Genomic DNA, 19,750 nt, shown 5'->3' with positions numbered 1-19,750 from the left:
GCGGTCCGGGGGCACCTTGACACGAAAACGCCGCGGCCACCGGGCCCAAGCGCCGGAGGCGTGTCCAAAGGCGCCCCGGACGGCACACGGCCGACCCGGGGCATCCGTCGACGCGGGAATCACGCCACCGTCGGCCACGGCCACGGCTACGGCTACGGCCACCGCCACGGCCAGTGCCAGCAGGCCGGGCTATAGGCTGGTGCCGTGACCCCGTCCGCAGATCCCGTCGACGTCTTCGTCCATACCGGCCCCGCCGAATGGTGGCAGGTTTTGGCCGCCCTGGGGCCGCTCGCCGTGCTGCTCGCGGCCGTCATCGGTGCCGTTGTCAGCCTGCGCACCTTGAGGCACCGGGCCATTGCCGATTCGGCAACCCTGTCCCAGCAACGGGAGGCGGACAACCGGAGCGAGTGGTGGAGCCGCACCCAGTGGGCCCTGGACAGTTCCCTCTCCGCAGATCCGCGCCGGGCCGAACTGGGCCTGGGCGTTCTGGCGGTCCTGGCCGACAGCCGACTGGCCAGTCCTGAGGAGCTGGAGATCATCACGGTGGCGTGGGYAGACCCGCTGACGCTCGCGCCGGCGGCGGCAACTGCCCGGGCGCGGGAAGCGGTCCGCCCCGTCCGCGAGGCGGCGTCGCGCGACCACGGCGTACAAACCGCAGCCGCGAAGCTCCGCCTCGTCACCGACCGCCGCCTGGGCCGGGCCACCCCGGACTGGGTCAGGGAACTCGCCGCGGGGTAGCAGCACCGGCTCCCCCGGAACGGTATGACATCCGGCCGGCATTCAAGCGGGGACACCGGCTGCGGGCGAACCTATGCTTGTCGCCTGAGGGGGAAAGTCACTACGCCGCATTGGAACCGGCAGCACCTGTGGTCTCACTAGTCACCTAGGAGTACCCCATGCACCGCCGTCCAGCCGCAGCGTCCGCCCTGCTCGCCTCGCTCTAGCTTTGTACCTCGTGCAGTTCCACGCCCGGCGGCCAGCCGGGTGGATCGATGCCGGCCACAGGCGGCAGCGCCTCCCCCGGCGGCCAGGCCGCAGCAACACCCACCCCCGTGACGACCGACGCCACCCTCGCTCCCTGCCCGGCTCTACTGCCCGAAGGGGACGCAGGAAGGCTGCCACGGCCCTGCCGACATGCCGAGCTACGTTGGCCACGTGATAGCGGTGACAGCCCCGCTGTTCGACGCGACCTACGGGGTGGAGAACCGGCCGGCGTCGTTCTATTTTGTGCCGGCCGGCGTTACCGGCGCGACCGCCTGCGTCAAAGATGACGGAACCCCGGAGGAGTACACCAGCCAGGACTATTCATACTGCTCGGAGGACAAGGCCATCTACGTTGGCCAGGACGCGCTGTGGGAGCTCTACAACGGCGTGGGGGCGCGGCGCCCGCCGTCGGCTACGCGCACGAATGGGGGCACCACATCCAGAACATCAGGGACGTCCCGGCGCCGGAGACCGAAGAGCAGAACATGCTGCTCGAAAACCAGGCGGACTGCATTTCCGGCGCCTGGGTGGCCAACGCGGCACAGGCCGGCAACCTCGCGTATCCCGGGGACCTGGGCGACATCAATGCCATGCTGGCGGGCATTGCGCCCCCGGGTGAGGGTGAAACAGGAAGCCCGATCCAGGACCGGGTGAACGCCTTCATGCAGGGCTACACGAACAACCTCCCGGGCTGCAATTCGTTCTTCCCGGAGACACCCATTTACGCCGGATGACTTGGTTGAGCAACGGCGGCCTTGTTCTCCGTGACGATGATGACCGCAGGCTCGATCGTGCCTCTCCTACGCCTCCGGCGGCAGCGCGGACCGGATGGTGCGGACCAGTGAGCGGAACCCCTGGTCTGCCTGCAGCGCGTCGAGCAGCACCGGTCCCCGCGGGCCGGCGAGCGGTATGCGCCAGTTGGGGTACTCCGTGCTGGTTCCTGGCTGGTTTTGGGTCCGGGTTTCGCCCACCGCATCAACCAGCGCGACGCCCAGCAGGGACGACGGTGTCAGAGTGGTGAAGGCGTACAGCGCCTCGACGGTGCCCTGCACGTCTTCGTGCCCGGGCTCCGGCAGGAGGCCGCGTTCCCGCAGCATGCCGAGCACCGCCTGCTGCTCCGCCACGGCCTCGGCGCGTTCCTCCTCCACCGGACGCCGCAGCAGGCCAAGGGATTCACGGAGGGTGACGTGCTCGCCGGCCAGATAGCCCGCCGTCGGGGGCAGGTCGTGGGTGTTGACGCTGGTCAGGCACTGCTGCCGGTACCGCTCCGGCGGAATAGGGCCGTCGGCGTCGTGCTCGAACCAGAGGATCGAGGTGCCGAAGATCCCCCGCTCGGCGAGGTAGTCCCGGACCCACGGCTCAAACACCCCCAGATCCTCGCCGATCACGACCGCACCGGCGCGCTGCGCCTCCAGCGCCAGGATGCCGATGAGCGCCTCATGGTCGTAATAGACGTAGGTGCCCTCCCCCGGCCCGGCCCCCTCCGGGATCCACCACAGCCGGAACAGGCCCAGGATGTGGTCCACGCGGATCCCGCCGGCATGGCGCAGCACGGTCCGGAGCATGTCCCGGTAGGCGGCGTACCCTGACTCGGCGAGCCGAACCGGGTGCCAGGGCGGTTGGGTCCAGTTCTGGCCCTGCTGGTTGAACATGTCCGGTGGCGCGCCGACCGTGACGTTGCGGGCCAGCACCCCGGCAAGGGTCCAGGCGTCCGCGCCGCCCGGCTTAACGCCGACCGCAAGATCGTGGATGACTCCGATTTCCATGTCCGACCGCCGGGCCGAGCGCTGGGCGGCCTCAAGCTGCTGGTCGCAGAGCCACTGCAGCCAGCGGTGGAATTCGATCCGCCCGGCGAGCAGGGCCCGTTGTTCCCTGCAGTATGCGGTGTCCGGGGTCGCCGCCTCCGCGGCCCATTGCGGGGCGTCCGGGGCCAGCTTCTCGGCCAGGGCGCACCACAGCGCGAAGTCGTCGAGTCCCTGCCCTTGTTCGCGGCAGAAGTCCGCAAAAGCGAGGGAGCGGGCGGGGTCGCGCGGGACTCCGAACACCAGCTCAAGGGCGRCAAGTTTCGCCCCGTAGCTGGAGTTCCGGTCCAGCAGCTCCGTGGAGTGGTTGGCGGAGTGTTGTTGGTCGGCGAGCCGCTCCACCCGGGCCCGGCCGGCCGGTCCGAGGTAGCCGTATTCGGGGATCTCTTCCACCCGGAGGTAGAGGGGGTTGAAGAACCGCCTGGTCGTGGGCAGGTAGGGCGAGTCTTCGACCGGCGGCCGCGGCTCGGCGGCGTGCATCGGGTTGACCAGCAGGAATCCGGCGCCCTCCTGCCCGCTCATGGTGGCGAGGTCCGCGAGGTCGGCGAAGTCTCCGATGCCCCAGGACCGGGCGGACCGTACGGAATAGAGCTGCGCGGTCAGGCCCCAGTTCCGCCGGCCTGCGAGCGCCTCGGTTGTGTGGAGCCGTTGCGGTGTAACGACGAGCGGGCACCGGGCCACGGTCCCCGCGTTGTCTGCCAGCAGGGTGTGCCAGCCGAGCGGCACCGTACCCGGCAGCGCGAAGGTCGCCCGGCCGGTGAGGACGCCGTCGACCTCGACCGGCGCGTCCCAGTTCTCCCGCTGCGCTGCCCTGTGTGTGCTGCCGTCTTCGGCTGCGATCCATACGCTGACGGCGCTTCCGTGCGGCACATGGACGTTGATGAGGAGTTCCTGCCCCTCACGGGCGACGGCGACCGGCGGCAGCAGGCGCCGCCACGGCGCCAGCCGCGCCTCGTCCAGTGACCGCTCTATCGTGTCCGTGTCCGCGGCCGGGACGCCCAGCGCGCCGAGGACGCCGCGCAAGGTGCTTTCCGGGACGGACCGTTCGACGCCGTCCCAGCCCCAGTAGGAGGTTCCCACGCCGTGGGCTGCCGCGAGTTCCCTCAGCAATGCGGCTGCGTCGGGAGCGCTGTCAGGGTGCATGCCATCCGCCATGGGGCAACTCTAGACGCTGCCCCCATGCGCCGTCCCGTGCTGCTGAACGTGGGTTTCCCCGACCAGTTCCTGCAGGCCCTCCACTGTGCGCGCCAGCGACAGCCCGGGGGACGCAGCGATCAACGGCAGCAGGAACCTGTTCTCCTTCTCCAGGTGCAGGGCAAAGATGTTCCGCAGGGAGCCTGCCGCCACGGCGGCGTCCACGCCGGCCGATCCCCGGAGTTCCTCAACGAGGCCCGCGATCGCCTGGTGCTCGGCCAGCATCCCGTCCACCAGCAGCGTGCCTTCCGGCAGGTTCCGGGCACCGCCGTAGAGGGACCCTTCCTCGGCGAGCGCGTGCGGGACGAGCTCGGTCTCGCACCATTCCACCAGCACCTCGTGGGCGTCGTGCTCCGCCACGGTGTCGCCGGCCCTCACGGCGTGGGTGAGTGCGGTTGCCAGGGCGTCAAGCCGCTTGAGCATGTCCGCGTGGTGCCGCTCCACCGCGGCCAGGGCCCGCGCTTCCTCGTCTGTGTTCTCGTTCAGGGCGTTGGCCGCCTGCTGATCCATGACGCCTCCTGGCTTTCCCGGCCGAAGAGTTCTGGCCACTGTCTCCTCTTCCCACTGTACGGCGGAGACTCCCCCGGGCGCCGGGGACTTTCGGCCCGGCCCGCGTGCGCTTTGCGGCGCAGGCTTTCGACGCCGGCGGGTCAGCCGCGCTAGCCTTGCAGCCTATGGTCGACGTCGAACGGTTCCGGATACGCCTCCAGGAGGAGCGCCACAAAAAACTTGCACTCCTGCCCGCGCTCCGCCGGGACATCACCGCCGTGAACGCAGCCCGGCAGGACTCGAACGTCGACGACGAACACGACCCCGAGGGCGCGACCATCGCGTTTGAGCTCTCCCAGGCCTCGGCCCTGCTGGACCAGAGCCGCCACGGCCTGGCCCAAATCGAGGCAGCCCTCGAGCGGATCGAGACCGGCACCTACGGCATCTGCGCCGTGTGCGGGGAAGAGATCTCGGAGGGCAGGCTGGAGGCCAGGCCGTGGACTCCGTACTGCATCCGGCACAGTGCGGGCCCCTCGGGCCCCGCAGGACCACCTGCGCGGGTCACGGGATGACCAACGCCGCCGAGACCTGGTGGAACCGGATAGCCGCCGGATTCAGCCAGGCCCCCGTCCCGCACGTCACCGGCACCGAACTCGCCCTGGTGATCCTCCTCGCCGTCGCGCTCTCCCTGCCGCGGGTGACCTGGCGCTACTTCGGACTGCTGGCCACGGTGACCCACGAACTCGGCCACGCCTTCGCGGCGCTCATGACCGGGCAGCGCGTGGGCGGCATCCGCCTGAGCCTTGACCACTCGGGCACCACCACCACCTACAGCAGGCGCCCCCTGGCCGCCGTCTGGTCCACGTTTTGGGGCTACCCGGTGCCCGCCGTCGTCGGAGCGGCCATGGTCTGGAGCGGCTTCAACGGCTGGGGTCCGGCCGYGATGTCGGTTGGCACCCTCATCTTGCTGGCCTCGTTCCTGTTCATCCGCAACGGCATCGGGCTGCTCATCACCGCGGCTGCGGTCCTTGCCGCCGTCCTGCTCGTTCTGTTCGTCCCGCCGGAATTCAACGGCCATGTGATGATCGCGCTCGGTCTGGCGCTCCTGGTCGCCGCCGTACGGGACCTCGGCAAGGTGGCCACCGTGCACCTGCGGCGCCGGGACCGGCTGGCCACGTCGGACGCCTACCTGCTGTCCCGGGCCACCCGTATCCCCGCGGCCGTGTGGATCGTCCTGTTCGCCGCCGTCGTCGGTGCCGCCTGGTGGTTCGCCTGGCAGCCGTTGTCGCAGGTCTTCGCGACACTGCCGCATCCACCGTGGCAGGGACCCGGCGGCGCTCCGGCATAGGCTGGGACCATGAGCCAACCACACACGGACGACCCCGGATTCAGCACCAAGGGTGCCTACGTCACCGGCGGCGAGGAGTTCACCCGGGACACCAACTACATCGAGGACCGGATCACCCGCGGCGGCACTCCAGGCCGCAACGGCGAGCCTGGCTGGCCGGTGGAGCCGGGACGCTACCGGCTGATCGCGGCCCGCGCCTGCCCGTGGGCCAACCGGACCGTGATCGTGCGGCGGTTGCTGGGCCTCGAGGACGTCATTTCCCTCGGCCAGCCCGGTCCCACGCACGATGCGCGTTCCTGGACGTTTGACCTGGATCCCGGCGGGAAGGATCCGGTGCTCGGCATCGAGCGGATCCAAGAGGCGTACTTCCGCCGGTTCCCGGACTATCCTCGCGGCATCACCGTTCCGGCCATGGTGGACGTCGCCAGCGGCCAGGTGGTGACCAACAACTTCCCGCAAATCACCCTGGACTTCTCCACCGAGTGGGCCGAATACCACCGGCCGGGCGCGCCGGACCTGTACCCCGAGGCGCTGCGCGCGGAGATCGACACGGTCAACAAACGGGTCTTCACCGAGGTGAACAACGGTGTGTACCGCTGCGGCTTCGCCGGATCCCAGGAGGCCTATGACGCCGCCTACACCCGGCTCTGGACCGCCCTGGACTGGCTGGAGGAGCGCCTCGCCAGCCAGCGGTACCTCGTGGGAGACACCATCACGGAGGCCGACGTCCGCCTCTTCACCACGCTGGCACGGTTCGACGCGGTCTACCACGGGCACTTCAAATGCAACCGGCAGAAACTCAGCGAAATGCCGGCGCTGTGGGCCTACGCCCGCGACCTGTTCCAGACCCCCGGATTCGGTGACACCACCGACTTCGTGCAGATCAAGCAGCACTACTACATCGTCCATGAGGACATCAACCCCACCGGGATCGTTCCGGCGGGGCCGGAGCTCGGCAACTGGCTGAGCGCCCACGGCAGGGAAGCCCTGGGCGGCCGCCCCTTCGGCGACGGCACGCCGCCGGGCCCGGTGCGGCCCGGGGAGGAAGTCGCTCCCGGGCACGGCGCCGGCTAGGCGGCCCCGGGCCGGGGGTTCGTCCACTTGTCGCAGCCACGTCCCCGCCCTAGGGTGAGCCGGGTGACAACTACAGACGAGGCACCCCACACCGACGGCCCCTCCCTGCCCCGGAGGGCCTGGCGACTGGTGGCCGGCAACGTCCGCTCAGCGGTGCTGTGGCCGCGGCTGCAGCTGGCCATGAAAGCAGGGCTGGCCGCGGGCATTGCCTTCGCGATCGCCCCGTTCATGCCGGGCTCTGCAGCCGACTACCCCTACTACGCCCCGCTGGGCGCCCTGGTCGCGATGTACGAGAACGTCGCCGGCTCCATGCGCCAGGGCGTCCAGACGCTCGTCGGGCTCGCGATCGGGGTCGGGCTGGCCTTTGTCCTGTTCATTCTCGGCAGCCCGACGCCGTTGACGGTCGGCGTCGTGATGGCGTTCGGCGTCGTCCTGGCCGGACTCCCCAAACTGGGTTCCGGCCGGGACTGGATCCCGACGGCTGCGCTGCTCGTCCTGCTGGTCGGCGGCCACAACCCGGACCAGTTCTCCTTCGGATACCTTCTCCAGATGGGCGTCGGGGTGACGGTGGGAATTGTCGTCAACCTGCTGGTCTTCCCGCCGCTGCACTTCCGCGCCGCCGAGCTCAGCATCGCCGAACTGCGCCTCGCGCTCGCCCAGCAGCTCTGGGACATGGGCAAGGCGCTGAAGGAGAGTTGGCCGCCGGAGCACGAAGCCTGGTCCGAGCGGTCCGGTGCCCTCGAGGCGTCAGCGCGTTCCGTCCGGCTGGCTGTGGAGAAGGCGGACGCCAGCCGGCAGGCCAACCCCAGACGCCGGCTCCATCCCCGCGACATCGGCCAGGACTACCGCAACCTGCGGGACCTTGAACGGATAACCTTTCACGTCCAGGACGTCACGCAGGTGCTGTCGGATGTCATCTGGGCCAAGGACAACCCCTTTGTGGTGCCGGATGAATACGCAGCGCCGCTCGCCGACGCCATGTCAGCCGTGGGCGACGTCCTGTCCTCGGTCGAGGACGAGACCCCGGAGCGGCAGGCGGAGCTGAGCGAAGCGGCCGACGCCACTGTCAAGGAGCTGACGGCACGGGTTGGTGCCGAGGAAGCGGCAGGCGGCGCCCCCAGCGCCGTCGAATCGATCCTGCTCAGCCTGCACCGGATGCTGCGGGTGGTGAAGACCTCGGCGGACAGCACGTAGCCATCCCGCTGCGGCGCCGGCACTCCGGCACAAGGGCACAAACAACGACGGCGGCGTCCGCCCACTCTGGGGCGGCCACCGCCGTCGTCCGTTGCGGCCGGCATCGCTATAGCGCGACAACCGATCCGCTGAAGTGCTTGCGCCCCAAACGCGGGTTCCAGGCGACGTACTCGGAGCGCCGCCAGGCGCCGTCGGGGTCCTGCGTCGTGCTGATGTCCAGCGCGACGCGGGCCGGCAGGAACACCGGCGCCTCGAAGGACACGTCCCAGCTGAAAGCCTCGCCCTTGGCGGCGCCCACGTCCGCCAGCGCCCTGGACGCCAGATACATGCCGTGCGCGATCGACCGGCGCAGCCCCAGGGCCTTGGCCGAAAGGACGCTCAGGTGAATGGGGTTGAAGTCGCCGGACACGGCGGCGTAGGCACGCCCCGTGTCGACGCCCAGCTGCCACAATGCCGTGGGATCCGGCGCCTTGAAGTCAGCCGGCACCGAGGCGGCCGTGGGCTTGTCGATGCCGGGCAGGAACACGCCCTTGGCCAGGTAGCTTGAGACACCGCGCCAGCTGACGGCGTCCTCCCCCGTGCGGCGCACTTCAGTCACGAGGTCCAGTTGGGTGCCTGACCGGTGCCCGCGCAGGTTCTCCGCCCAGGCGCGGATGTCCAGGGTCTCCGTGAACCGCAGCGGCGCGGACTGCACCACGTGGTTTTCCAGATGGATCATCCCCAGCAAGGGCAGCGGGAAGTCGTCCCGGTTCATCACGCTCATGGCCAGCGGGAAGGCCAGGGCATGGATGAACCCGGCGGGCAGCACATCGCTGGCCGTCTCGCCGATCAGGTGCTGGTACGCCGTGAGGTTCTCCACTGCAGCCTTCACACCGCGGACCTCGTGCTGTGACGCAGGGAGCCCGTTGCCCGCATGGGTGCCCAGAACCCGGCGGCGGGCGGCCGTGGCCGCCGCGTTGACATACAGCTTTGACAGCGACGGCATCTCGCCCAGGATGACGGGCCCGGATGGGGTCATGCCCCCACCAGGTTCTGCCCGCAGACGCGCAGTACCCCGCCGGAGATGCCGCCGGCAGCATCACTGGCCAGGAACGCGATGGCTTCGGCGACGTCCCCCGGCCGGCCGCCCTGCTGCAGGGAGTTGAGCCTGCGGGCGATCTCGCGGGTGGCGAACGGGATCTTCGCCGTCATCTCGGTTTCGATGAAGCCCGGGGCGACGGCGTTAATGGAACCGCCGTGCGTGCCGATCAGCGGCGCCGTGGCCCGGACCATGCCCATCACGCCGCCCTTCGAAGCGGCATAGTTGGTCTGGCCGCGGTTGCCGGCGACCCCGCTGGTGGAGGCCACGGAAACGATCCGCGGTGAGTTCCGGAAGTGCTCCGATGCCAGCAGCGCCTCGTTGATCCGCAACTGCGCGGCGATGTTGACCGCAATGACCGAGTCCCAGCGGCCCTGGTCCATGTTGGCGAGCAGCTTGTCCCGGGTGATGCCGGCGTTGTGGATCACAATGTCCAGGCGCCCGTGGCGTTCCACGGCGTGGTCGATGATCCGCTTCCCGGCGTCCTCCCTGCTGATGTCCAACTGCAGGGCGGTGCCGTGCACCTCGTTGGCAACCGCCGCCAGGCGGTCCCCGGCCGCCGGGATGTCGACGGCGACGACCGTGGCGCCGTCGCGGTAGAGGGTGCGTGCAATAGCGGCCCCGATGCCGCGCGCCGCACCGGTCACGACGGCGACCTGGCCGGCCAGCGGCTTCTCGGCGTCGGCCGGCAGCTTGCCCCCGGTGGAGCTGACGGTCAGGAACTGGCCGTCGACGAACGCGGAACGGCCGGAGAGGAAGAACCGGAGCGCGCCGAGGGTGCTGGGGCTGGTGGTGCCGGCGCCGCCAGCGAGCAGGATGCCGTTGGCGGTGGCACCGGCGCGGAGCTCCTTGGCGAGGGAGCGCAGGAGTCCGTCCACGCCCTGGCGGGCAGCCGCGGCGGCAGGGTCCGCGGCGGCGGGGTCTGCAGCCTCGGCCGCAGCGCGGGAGATGGTGACGACGCGGGCGTTGGGTGCCAGGTCGCGGAGCGAAGTGGCCGCGGTGAGCACCGGCTTCGCCAGATCCTCGGGGCGGGCCAGTTCATCCAGCACCAGAATGATGGCGCCCAGCTTCTCCTTAGGCACCGCATGCCGGCGCACATCGAGGTCCAAGGACAGGAGGGCCGAGGCCAGCTCATCGGCACCGCTGCCGGTGCCCTGGACGAGGACGGGGCCGGTCACCAGCGGCTGGCCCGGCTTGTGGCGCCGAAGGACGACGGGCTGGGGCAGTCCCAGTTTCCTGGCGATGTCCCGGCCCACGCCCTTGGTCACGAGTTGGGTGTATTTGTCGGTCATTGGAGTCCCCTAGTGTGCTTCAAGAATTGCGACGACGCCCTGGCCGCCGGCGGCGCAGACGGAGATCAGCCCGCGGGCCGGGCGGCCGTCGACGCGGCCCTTGGCGTGCAGCATTTTTGCGAGGGAGGCGACGATCCGTCCACCGGTGGCCGCGAAGGGGTGGCCGGCGGCCAGGGAGGACCCGTTTACGTTGAGCCGGGACCGGTTGATGCTGCCGAACGCCCCATCCAGACCCAGCCGGGTGCGGCCGAATTCCTCGTCCTCCCAGGCAGCGAGGGTACTCAGCACGGTACCGGCAAAGGCCTCGTGGATTTCGAAGAAGTCGATGTCGTCGAGGCTGAGGCCGTTGCGGGCCAGCAGGCGCGGCACGGCGAACGCCGGAGCCATCAGGAGGCCGTCCTTGCCGTGGACAAAGTCGACTGCCGCCGCCTCGCCGTCCACGACCGTGGCCAGCTTGGGCAGGTCGTGGGCGTCGGCCCACTCCTCGGATCCAAGCAGCACGGTCGAGGCGCCGTCGGTCAGCGGGGTGGAGTTGCCGGCCGTCATGGTCGCCGCGGAACCCAGGCTCTTGCCGAAAACCGGCTTGAGCGTGGCCAGCTTGTCGAGGCTGGTGTCGGCGCGCAGGTTGGAGTCGCGGGTGAGGCCGCGGTATGGGGTCAGCAGGTCATCGAAGAACCCGGCGTCGTAGGCGGCGGCGAGGTTGCGGTGGCTGTTGAAGGCCAGTTCATCCTGCGCCTCCCGGGTGATCTTCCACTGCGCGGTGGTGAGAGCCTGGTGCTCCCCCATGGACAGTCCGGTGCGCGGTTCGCCCGTGTTGGGGGCGTCGGGTGCGAGGTCCTTGGGCCGGAGCCGGCTGAGGACCTGCAGGCGCTGCGGCAGCGTCTTGGCGCGGTTCAGGTCAAGGAGCACTTCGCGCAGGCCTTCGCTGACGGCGATCGGGGCGTCCGAGGCGGAGTCGACGCCGCCGGCGATGGCCGAATCGATCTGGCCGAGCTTGATCTTGTTGGCAAGGCCAAGGACCGTCTCCAGCCCGGTGGCGCAGGCCTGCTGCAGGTCGTAGGCCGGGGTCTCTGCGGAGAGTGCGGAGCCGAGCACGGCTTCGCGCGTCAGGTTGAAGTCGCGTGAGTGCTTGAGCACGGCCCCGGCCGCTACCTCGCCGATGCGTTCGTCCTGCAGCCCAAAGCGGGCGATGAGCCCGTCCAGGGCCGCGGTCAGCATGTCCTGGTTGGAGGACTTGGTGTAGGCGCCCCCGGTCCGGGCAAACGGAATGCGGTTGCCGCCCACGATGACCGCCTTGCGGAGCTGCGCCGCCGCGTTGGGTGCTGTGGGTGTCGCGGGGGTGGATTCCTTTGGTCCGGGTGCGGACTGTCCGTTGACGGACATGGGCTGTCTCCTTCGATCAAAGCGGGTTACCGATACCCAGCGTACCTGATACGCTGGGTATCGTGAACATCCCCCAGCCTGATCTTCCCGGCGGAACCTTGGCTGGCTCCGCCGCTGCCGGCGCCGGCAGTGTTGACGGCCGCGCCTCCCGGTGGCAGTCGCACCGTGAAGAGCGTCGCCGCGAGCTGATCAAGTCGGCACGCGTGGCCGTGCACGCCCTCGGCAGTGACGCGTCGATGGAGGACATTGCCGCGGCGGCAGGCACCTCGAAATCCGTGTTCTACCGGTACTTCGGAGACAAGGCCGGGCTGCAGCAGGCAGTGGGCGAAGTGGTCCTGAGTCAGATGCAGCGCCGCATCCAGGAGGCTGCCCAGAGCGCACAGACTCCCCGCGAGGGCCTCTTCGCCATGGTTTCCGCGTACCTCCAGATGGCCGAAACCAGCCCGAATGTGTACACGTTCGTCACGCGCTACGCCCCCGGGGACGCGGACGCCGCCAACGGCACCATGGCCACCGCCGGTGCACTGGGCCACTTCTTCGCGGCGATCAGCGACATGATCGCCCGGCCCATGCGCAGCCACCTCGGCGACGGGCGCGAGGCCGTGATCGGCTACTGGCCGAACGCGGCGATCGGTCTGGTCCGGAACGCCGGCGAACAATGGCTCGCCAGCCCRGCATCCCCCTCGAAGCCCGGCCAGGAGGCGATGGCACGCCAGATTACCGACTGGCTGTGCCTCGGCATCGCCCCCGAGCTGCGCACGGCAGCCCCGAACCAAACACCACCGACTTCAGCACCGACCTTGTCAGAACCAAAGAAGGAATCGACATGACCGAACTCGCCGACCGCCCCGCGGACGCCTCCCGCAACACTGCAGTCCGCAACAACGCCACCCGCACCCCTGCTGCTCCGACGCCGTCGGCTTCGGCGACGCCGGGCACGCAAGCTCCCGCCGTCGACGTCGCCGCGCTGGGCGAGCTGCTCCTGGGCAAGTGGGCCGACACCCGCCGCGTCTCCCGGGCGCTCGCAGGCCGCCCGGAGCTGCACAAGACGGAAGGACTGACCCACACCGAGCACCGCAAGCGCGCCTTCGGCCAGCTGAAGATCCTGGTGGATCACGGCGCCGTGCACCGTGCCTTCCCCGTCTCCGTCGGAGGCGCCGACGAACACGGCGGCAACGTGGCTGGCTTCCAGGAACTCGTCATCGCCGACCCCTCCCTGCAGATCAAGGCCGGCGTCCAATGGGGATTGTTCGGCTCCGCAGTGAACCACCTCGGCACCCGGGAGCACCACGAGAAGTGGCTGCCGGGCATCATGAGCCTGGACATTCCCGGCTGCTTTGCCATGACGGAGACCGGCCACGGCTCGGATGTCGCCAGCATCGCCACGACCGCCACGTACGATCCGGCCACCGAGGAATTCGTGGTGCACACGCCGTTCCGGGCAGCCTGGAAGGACTACATCGGGAACGCCGCCGTAGACGGACTTGCCGCCGTCGTCTTCGCCCAGCTCGTCACGCAGGGCGTCAACCACGGCGTCCATGCCTTCTACATGGATCTCCGCGACCCTGAGACCAAGGACTTCCTGCCGGGAATCGGCGGCGAGGACGACGGCGTCAAGGGCGGCCTGAACGGCATCGACAACGGCCGGCTGCACTTCACCCACGTCCGGATCCCGCGCACCAACCTGCTGAACCGCTACGGCAACGTCGACGCCGACGGCAGCTACAGCTCCCCCATCGCCAGCCCCGGCCGCCGGTTCTTCACCATGCTCGGCACCCTGGTCCAGGGCCGCGTCTCGCTCGACGGCGCCGCCGTCACTGCCTCGAAGCTGGCCCTGAAGACAGCGATCCAGTACGCCACGGAACGCCGCCAGTTCAACGCCTCCTCACAGACCGACGAGGAAGTTCTGCTGGACTACCAGCGGCACCAGCGCCGGCTGTTCACCCGCCTCGCCACGACGTACGCCGCGGGCTTCGCCAGCGAACAGCTCCTGCAGAAGTTCGACGACGTCTTCTCCGGCCGCACCGACACGGACGAGGACCGCCAGGACCTGGAAACTCTCGCGGCGGCCCTGAAACCGCTCAGCACGTGGCACGCCCTCGACACCCTGCAGGAATGCCGCGAGGCCTGCGGCGGCGCCGGCTTCCTGATCGAGAACCGCTTCGCCTCACTGCGTGCCGACCTGGACGTCTACGCCACCTTCGAAGGTGACAACACCGTCTTGCTGCAACTGGTCGCCAAACGGCTGCTGGCCGACTACGCCAAGGAATTCCGCACCGTGAACTTCGGCGTGCTGGCCCGCTACGTGGTGGGCCAGGCCACCGGCGCCGCCATCCACCGCACCGGCCTGCGCGGCGTCGCGCAGTTCATGGCGGACTCCGGCTCGGTGCAAAAGGCCGCGATCGCCATCAAGGACGAGGCGAGCCAGCGCGCGCTGCTGACCGACCGGGTGCAGACTATGGTCGCCGAAGTGGGCTCGGCTCTCAAGGGCGCCAACAGGCTGCCGCAGGAGCAGGGCGCGGCGCTGTTCAACAGCCACCAGAACGAACTTATCGAAGCTGCCCAGGCACACGCCGAGCTGCTGCAATGGGAGGCCTTCACCGAAGCGCTGGGCAAGGTCGCGGACCCGGGCACCAGGAAGGTTCTGACCTGGCTGCGCGACCTCTTCGGCCTCTCGCTGATCGAGGAAAACCTGTCCTGGTACCTGATGAACGGCCGCCTCTCCATGCAGCGTGCCCGGACCGTGGGCGAGTACATCAACCGGCTGTTGGTCAAGATCCGCCCGCATGCCCTGGACCTGGTGGACGCCTTCGGGTTCGGCCCGGAACACCTCCGCGCCGAGATCGCCACGGGCGCCGAGAGGGTACGCCAGGACGAGGCCCGCGAATACTTCAGGCAGCAGCGCGCCAGCGGGGACRCCCCGGTGGACGAGAAGATCCTGCTGGCCCGCAAGAGCCACGGGGCCAAGACCCGCGAAAGCAAATAGTCCGGCCCCCGACGCGTCCCGATAACGACGACGGCGCCRCCCCTCAGCCGGGGCGGCGCCGTCGTCGTCTCTGTTCTGGAGGCGGCGGGTCAGGAACCGCCGGGGAGCACCGAGCGGTAGACCTCAAGCGTGGTTTCGGTGATGGATTCCCAGGAGAAGTGCTCCTCGGCACGGCGCCGCCCGGCCTGGCCCATGGCGCGGGCCCGTTCGGGATCGGACACGACCTCGGTCAGGGCCGCGGCGAATTCGGTGACGAATTTCTCCGGGTCCAGCGGGGTGCCGGTCCCGTCCGTGACCTGCTCGATGTCCACCAGCAGGCCGGTCTCGCCGTGCTGGACGACTTCGGGGATCCCGCCGGTGGCGCTGGCCACGACGGCGGCGCCGCAGGCCATGGCCTCCAGGTTGACGATGCCGAGCGGTTCGTAGATGGACGGGCAGGCGAACGCCGTCGCGTGGCTGAGGACCTGGATGAGCTCGTTCCGCGGCAGCATCCGCTCCACCAGGATCACACCGCCGCGCTGGGTCTGCAGCTCCTCGATCAGGCGGGCGGTTTCGGCCGCGAGCTCCGGGGTGTCGGCGGCACCGAGGCACAGCACCAGCTGGACATCGGCGGGCAGCTGGGAGGCCGCGCGGAGCAGGTAGGGCACACCCTTCTGGCGCGTGTTGCGGCCTACGAAGACCACACTCGGCCGCTCCGGGTCAATCCCCAGGCCGCGGACGATGTCGTCACCTTCGTCCCGGTTCCAGAGGCTCACGTCGATGCCGTTGTGCACCACCTTGACCTTGGTCGGGTCCACCTCGGGGTAACTGCGCAGGATGTCCTGGCGCATGCCCTCGGACACGGCAATGATGGCGGCCGCGGCCTCGTACGCGGTCTTTTCCACCCAGGAGGACACGGCGTAGCCGCCGCCGAGCTGTTCGGCCTTCCACGGGCGCAGCGGTTCCAGGCTGTGGGCGCTGAGCACATGCGGAATGCCGTGTAGCAGCGAGGCGATGTGCCCCGCCATGTTGGCGTACCAGGTGTGCGAATGCACCAGGTCCGCGCCGGCGATGTCGGGAACGATCTGCAGATCCACCCCGAGGGTCTGCACGGCGGCGTTCGCGCCGGCGAGGTCCTCGGGCACGGCGTAGGACGTGACCGTGGCACCGTGGTAGCCCGGTTCACGGGGCGCGCCGAAGGCGCGCACCTGCAGATCCACGTGCTGGGCCAGCACCCGGCTGAGTTCGGCCACGTGGACCCCGGCGCCGCCATAGATCTCGGGCGGGAATTCTTTGGTCACAATGTCTATACGCACAAACCCCAAGGTAGTCGTTACGGTGGAACTGATCTAGTGTGAAGACGTTCGGGCGTGCCGGACTGATTTGGGGAAGTACAAAGGCGTTCAGGAGCGATCACCATGCCGAATAAAAAAGTTCTGGCCATCGTCCTCGCAGGTGGCGAGGGAAACCGGCTCATGCCACTGACGGCGGACCGGGCCAAGCCCGGCGTTCCGTTCGCCGGAAGTTACCGGCTTATTGACTTTGCATTGTCCAACCTGGTCAATTCCCGCTATTTGCAGATCGTCGTCCTGACGCAATACAAGTCGCACAGCCTGGACCGCCACATTTCCGAAACCTGGCGGATGTCGACCCAGCTGGGCAACTACATCGCCTCGGTCCCGGCCCAGCAGCGCGTGGGCAAGAGCTGGTTCCTCGGCAGCGCCAACGCCATCTACCAGTCCCTGAACCTCATCCACGACGCGAATCCGGACATCGTCGTCGTCGTGGGCGCAGACCACGTCTACCGGATGGACTTCGCCCAGATGGTTGACCAGCACGTCGCCAGCGGTGCCAAGGCCACGGTCGCCGCCGTCCGCCAGCCCCTGCACATGGCCGACCAGTTCGGTGTCATCGAAGTGGACCAGGACAACCCCGAGAAGATCGCGGCCTTCGTGGAGAAGCCGTCCTCCACCCCGGGCCTCGCCGCCGACCCCACCCAGTTCCTCGCTTCCATGGGCAACTACGTCTTCAACGCCGACGCCCTCGTCGAAGCCCTGCACGTCGACTCCGAGCGTCTGGACACCAAACACGACATGGGCGGTGACATCATTCCGTACTTCGTCGACAAGGGCGAGGCCGGAGTCTACGACTTCACCCTCAACCAGATCCCCGGGTCCACCGAACGCGACCGCACGTACTGGCGAGACGTCGGCACCATCGACTCGTTCTACGACGCGCACATGGACCTCATCTCGCCGGTGCCGGTGTTCAACCTCTACAACTCCGAGTGGCCCATCTACACGCGGCAGAGCATTTCCCCGCCCGCCAAGTTCGTCCGCGGCCAGAAGAACACGGTGGGCACCGCCCTGGATTCGATCGTCGCCAGCGGCACCGTGATCTCCGGCGGCATCGTCGAAGGCTCCGTGCTGTCCAACGACGTCTACGTCGGCACCTCCAGCCGGGTGCTGGACTCCGTGCTGATGGACAAGGTCAACATCGGTGAAGGTGCCGTCGTCAAGCGCGCCATCATCGACAAGAACGTCCGGGTCCCGGCGGGCGCCGCGATCGGCCTCGATCCCGAGCTGGACCGGGCCCGCGGCTTCAAGGTCACCGATTCAGGCATCACCGTCCTGTCGAAGGGGCAGCTTGTCCCCGAACCGGGCGAGGACGAGCGCGCCTTGTCGGCCGCCAACCTGATTCTGGTGCCGGATGCGGTCAGGGCCGCCACGGAGAACTGGCCTGCCCTGCGGGAGTCGGTGGACAAGGTGGCGGAAGTCCAGGCCGCCGCCGTCGGCGTCGCGGTCCCCGGCACTGGGTCCCCCAAGGGGAGCTGAGCCTTTCTTCCGGCGAGGCGCCGGAACGGACGGGAGCCCGGCACCGGCGTCGGGCCGGGCTCCCTGCAGGCTGTAAAATTAGGGAAATGAGCTCCCCCGATCTGCCGTCCGATCTGACCCCCGAGGAAATCCAGGCCTGCCTGAAGGTCCTCAACAGCATCCACGTCTACGACGAGGAGCACCCGGACTACGTATCGGTGCGCCGCGCCACCGGAAAAATGTTCAAGGCCGTCAAGCGCCACCGCCGGGTCAGCAAGCGCGACCTGATCGCCGAAGCGGACCGCGCAGTGATCGCGCAGACGGCGACGGCGGCCCCGGACCGGATCGACGACGAAACCCGCGGCAACAAGCTCGCGCCCTCCGCGACCGGGCAGATCGCCGGCCACCTCATCAAGTCGCGCCCCTGCTACATCTGCAAGCAGCACTTCACCCAGGTGGATGCCTTCTACCACCAGCTCTGTCCCGAGTGCGCCGAATTCAGCCACAGCAAGCGGGACGCCCGCACCGACCTCACCGGACGCCGTGCGCTCCTCACCGGCGGCCGCGCGAAGATCGGCATGTACATCGCCTTGCGGCTGCTCCGCGACGGCGCCCACACCACCATCACCACCCGCTTCCCCAAGGACGCCGCCCGGCGCTTCGCCGCCATGGAGGACAGCGGCGAGTGGCTGCACCGGCTCCGGATCGTCGGCATCGACCTGCGCGACCCCTCCCAGGTCATGGCGCTGACCGACTCCCTGGACGCCGCTGGCCCGATGGACATCATCATCAACAACGCGGCCCAGACCGTCCGCCGCTCCGGCAACGCGTACAAGCCGCTGGTCGACGCCGAGGACGAGCCGCTTCCGGCGGCCCTGCAGGCCGCCAACGGCGGCCCCGAACTGGTGACTTTCGGGCACGCCCACGACAAGCACCCGCTCGCCCTGGCGAGCACCGTCCTGGAGCATCCGGTGCTGGCCGGCGACGCCATCACGTCACTGGCGCTGTCCACCGGATCCGCGTCACTGGAGCGGATCGCGTCCGGCACCGCCATCGACGCCGGCGGCCTGGTTCCGGACCTGGCCACGATCAACAGCTGGACGCAGGTGGTGGACGAGGTGGATCCCCTGGAAATGCTCGAAGTCCAGTTGTGCAACGTCACCGCGCCTTTCCTCCTGGTCAGCCGGCTGCGTGGGGCGATGAAGCGCTCCACCGCGAGGCGGAAGTACATCGTGAATGTCAGCGCCATGGAAGGCCAGTTCTCCCGCGCCTACAAGGGCCCCGGCCACCCGCATACCAACATGGCCAAGGCGGCCCTGAACATGATGACCCGGACCAGCGCCCAGGAGATGCTCGACGCCGACGGCATCCTGATGACCGCCGTCGACACCGGCTGGATCACCGATGAGCGGCCGCACTACACCAAGGTGCGTCTGATGGAGGAGGGCTTCCACGCCCCGCTGGACCTCGTCGACGGGGCAGCCCGGGTATACGATCCGATCGTTATGGGCGAGTCCGGCGAGGACCAGTTCGGGGTCTTCCTGAAGGACTACAAGCCGAGCCCGTGGTAACCCCGCGGCACGCTGGGCCGTCCGCGCGGGCAACGGGCCTTATGGCCCTGATGGGGGTAGCAGGCAGTACGTAACGTGGGTCCACATGAACACAGAGACGACGCCTGCGCCCGATTTTGGACTGTCACTTGACCAGTGTTGGGTGCTGCTGGATACGGAAGTTGTGGGCCGGATCGCCCTGATTGTGGACGGCCATCCCGAGATCTTTCCGGTGAACTTCGCGCTGGAGCGCCGCTCCATTGTGTTCCGCACCGCAGGCGGGTCCAAACTGTGGGCAGCGATGACGGCCAAGCCGGTCGCCTTTGAAATCGACGGCTACGACGCCCACGAGCAGCAGGCCTGGAGTGTGGTGGCCCGCGGCGAGGTCCAGTTGATTGAAAGCCAGCAGGAGAAGGACGCCGTCGACGAACAACTGCTCGAGCCGTGGCAGCCGGGCGACAAGAACTACTACGTGCGCCTGTCCCCCAAGGCCATGACCGGGCGCCGGTTCAAGGTCAACAAGCCGGATCTGTGGAGCACGCGGCTCTCCGATCCCCGCCGGGCGTCTTTCGAATAGCCGGCTG

17 protein-coding genes are annotated in these 19,750 nt (G+C 69.0%); 11 read left to right on the top strand and 6 right to left on the bottom strand.

Translation table 11 applies throughout. From position 1 onward, the window contains the following. Window positions 1-204: 204 nt before the first annotated feature. A complete protein-coding gene (locus tag AB4Y67_RS01775) occupies window positions 205-738 on the top strand; it encodes a hypothetical protein (RefSeq protein ID WP_441404095.1) in 534 nt (177 codons plus the stop codon). A gap of 614 nt (window positions 739-1,352) precedes the next feature. Further along, a complete protein-coding gene (locus tag AB4Y67_RS01770; protein WP_441404094.1) occupies window positions 1,353-1,718 on the top strand; it encodes a hypothetical protein in 366 nt (121 codons plus the stop codon). A 66-nt stretch (window positions 1,719-1,784) separates the two neighbouring features. Here AB4Y67_RS01770 and malQ read toward each other — a convergent pair whose 3' ends face one another. Both malQ and AB4Y67_RS01760 read right to left on the bottom strand, forming a co-directional pair. Then, complete coding sequence (gene malQ, locus AB4Y67_RS01765) at window positions 1,785-3,941, bottom strand: 4-alpha-glucanotransferase (RefSeq protein WP_441404093.1); 2,157 nt, start codon at window positions 3,939-3,941, stop codon at window positions 1,785-1,787. A gap of 9 nt (window positions 3,942-3,950) precedes the next feature. Then, entirely contained in the window at window positions 3,951-4,490 is a 540-nt protein-coding gene (locus AB4Y67_RS01760; protein ID WP_441404092.1) for a hemerythrin domain-containing protein, read from the bottom strand. A 164-nt stretch (window positions 4,491-4,654) separates the two neighbouring features. Here AB4Y67_RS01760 and AB4Y67_RS01755 point away from each other — a divergent pair, with 164 nt between their 5' ends. From AB4Y67_RS01755 to AB4Y67_RS01740, 4 genes are all read left to right on the top strand, one after another. After that, window positions 4,655-5,041: a TraR/DksA family transcriptional regulator gene (locus tag AB4Y67_RS01755; RefSeq protein ID WP_441404091.1), complete on the top strand. Its 387-nt coding sequence runs from the start codon at window positions 4,655-4,657 to the stop codon at window positions 5,039-5,041. After that, window positions 5,038-5,817 carry a M50 family metallopeptidase gene (locus tag AB4Y67_RS01750; protein WP_441404090.1) on the top strand — a complete coding sequence of 260 codons (780 nt, stop codon included), beginning with the start codon at window positions 5,038-5,040 and terminating at the stop codon, window positions 5,815-5,817. The genes AB4Y67_RS01755 and AB4Y67_RS01750 overlap by 4 nt, the downstream gene beginning before the upstream one ends. A 9-nt stretch (window positions 5,818-5,826) precedes the next feature. Next, on the top strand, window positions 5,827-6,891 hold the full coding sequence (locus AB4Y67_RS01745; RefSeq protein WP_441404089.1) for a glutathione S-transferase family protein: 1,065 nt from the start codon (window positions 5,827-5,829) through the stop codon (window positions 6,889-6,891). 63 nt (window positions 6,892-6,954) lie between these two features. Then, window positions 6,955-8,085, top strand: coding sequence for an FUSC family protein (locus tag AB4Y67_RS01740; protein ID WP_441404088.1), 1,131 nt, complete (start codon window positions 6,955-6,957; stop codon window positions 8,083-8,085). A 106-nt stretch (window positions 8,086-8,191) separates the two neighbouring features. Here the strand turns inward: AB4Y67_RS01740 and AB4Y67_RS01735 are convergent, their stop codons facing one another. From AB4Y67_RS01735 to AB4Y67_RS01725, 3 genes are read right to left on the bottom strand one after another with little or no spacing between them, the layout of a single operon-like run. Beyond that, window positions 8,192-9,103 (bottom strand): MaoC family dehydratase, encoded by a 912-nt coding sequence (locus AB4Y67_RS01735; RefSeq protein WP_441404087.1) that lies wholly within the window; start codon window positions 9,101-9,103, stop codon window positions 8,192-8,194. Next, window positions 9,100-10,455, bottom strand: a complete 1,356-nt coding sequence (locus AB4Y67_RS01730) for a 3-oxoacyl-ACP reductase (RefSeq protein WP_441404086.1) — start codon at window positions 10,453-10,455, stop codon at window positions 9,100-9,102. The genes AB4Y67_RS01735 and AB4Y67_RS01730 overlap by 4 nt, the downstream gene beginning before the upstream one ends. Before the next feature lie 9 nt (window positions 10,456-10,464). Next, a complete protein-coding gene (locus AB4Y67_RS01725; protein ID WP_441404085.1) occupies window positions 10,465-11,838 on the bottom strand; it encodes an acetyl-CoA C-acetyltransferase in 1,374 nt (457 codons plus the stop codon). A gap of 68 nt (window positions 11,839-11,906) precedes the next feature. Here AB4Y67_RS01725 and AB4Y67_RS01720 point away from each other — a divergent pair, with 68 nt between their 5' ends. Together AB4Y67_RS01720 and AB4Y67_RS01715 are read left to right on the top strand one after the other, a co-directional pair. Then, window positions 11,907-12,668 carry a TetR/AcrR family transcriptional regulator gene (locus AB4Y67_RS01720; RefSeq protein ID WP_441404321.1) on the top strand — a complete coding sequence of 254 codons (762 nt, stop codon included), beginning with the start codon at window positions 11,907-11,909 and terminating at the stop codon, window positions 12,666-12,668. Then, complete coding sequence (locus AB4Y67_RS01715) at window positions 12,665-14,824, top strand: acyl-CoA dehydrogenase family protein (RefSeq protein ID WP_441404084.1); 2,160 nt, start codon at window positions 12,665-12,667, stop codon at window positions 14,822-14,824. Before AB4Y67_RS01720 ends, AB4Y67_RS01715 begins: the two co-directional genes overlap by 4 nt. Window positions 14,825-14,913: 89 nt before the next feature. Here the strand turns inward: AB4Y67_RS01715 and glgA are convergent, their stop codons facing one another. Further along, a complete protein-coding gene (gene glgA, locus AB4Y67_RS01710; RefSeq protein ID WP_441404083.1) occupies window positions 14,914-16,119 on the bottom strand; it encodes a glycogen synthase in 1,206 nt (401 codons plus the stop codon). 96 nt (window positions 16,120-16,215) lie between these two features. On the opposite strand from glgA, the gene glgC reads away from it, so the two are divergent. From glgC to AB4Y67_RS01695, 3 genes are all read left to right on the top strand, one after another. Further along, window positions 16,216-17,637, top strand: a complete 1,422-nt coding sequence (gene glgC, locus AB4Y67_RS01705; RefSeq protein ID WP_441404320.1) for a glucose-1-phosphate adenylyltransferase — start codon at window positions 16,216-16,218, stop codon at window positions 17,635-17,637. A gap of 86 nt (window positions 17,638-17,723) precedes the next feature. Beyond that, the gene (locus tag AB4Y67_RS01700) at window positions 17,724-19,187 is read left to right on the top strand and encodes an SDR family NAD(P)-dependent oxidoreductase (protein ID WP_441404082.1); all 1,464 of its coding nucleotides are present in this window, start codon (window positions 17,724-17,726) and stop codon (window positions 19,185-19,187) included. Window positions 19,188-19,272: 85 nt separating this feature from the next. Beyond that, entirely contained in the window at window positions 19,273-19,743 is a 471-nt protein-coding gene (locus tag AB4Y67_RS01695) for a pyridoxamine 5'-phosphate oxidase family protein (RefSeq protein WP_441404081.1), read from the top strand. Window positions 19,744-19,750 lie beyond the last annotated feature (7 nt).

The sequence above is a fragment of the Arthrobacter sp. YAF17 genome, assembly GCF_052113365.1.
In the GTDB taxonomy this organism is placed as follows: Bacteria; Actinomycetota; Actinomycetes; order Actinomycetales; family Micrococcaceae; genus Arthrobacter.
This window is presented reverse-complemented; position numbering and strand designations above follow the sequence as displayed.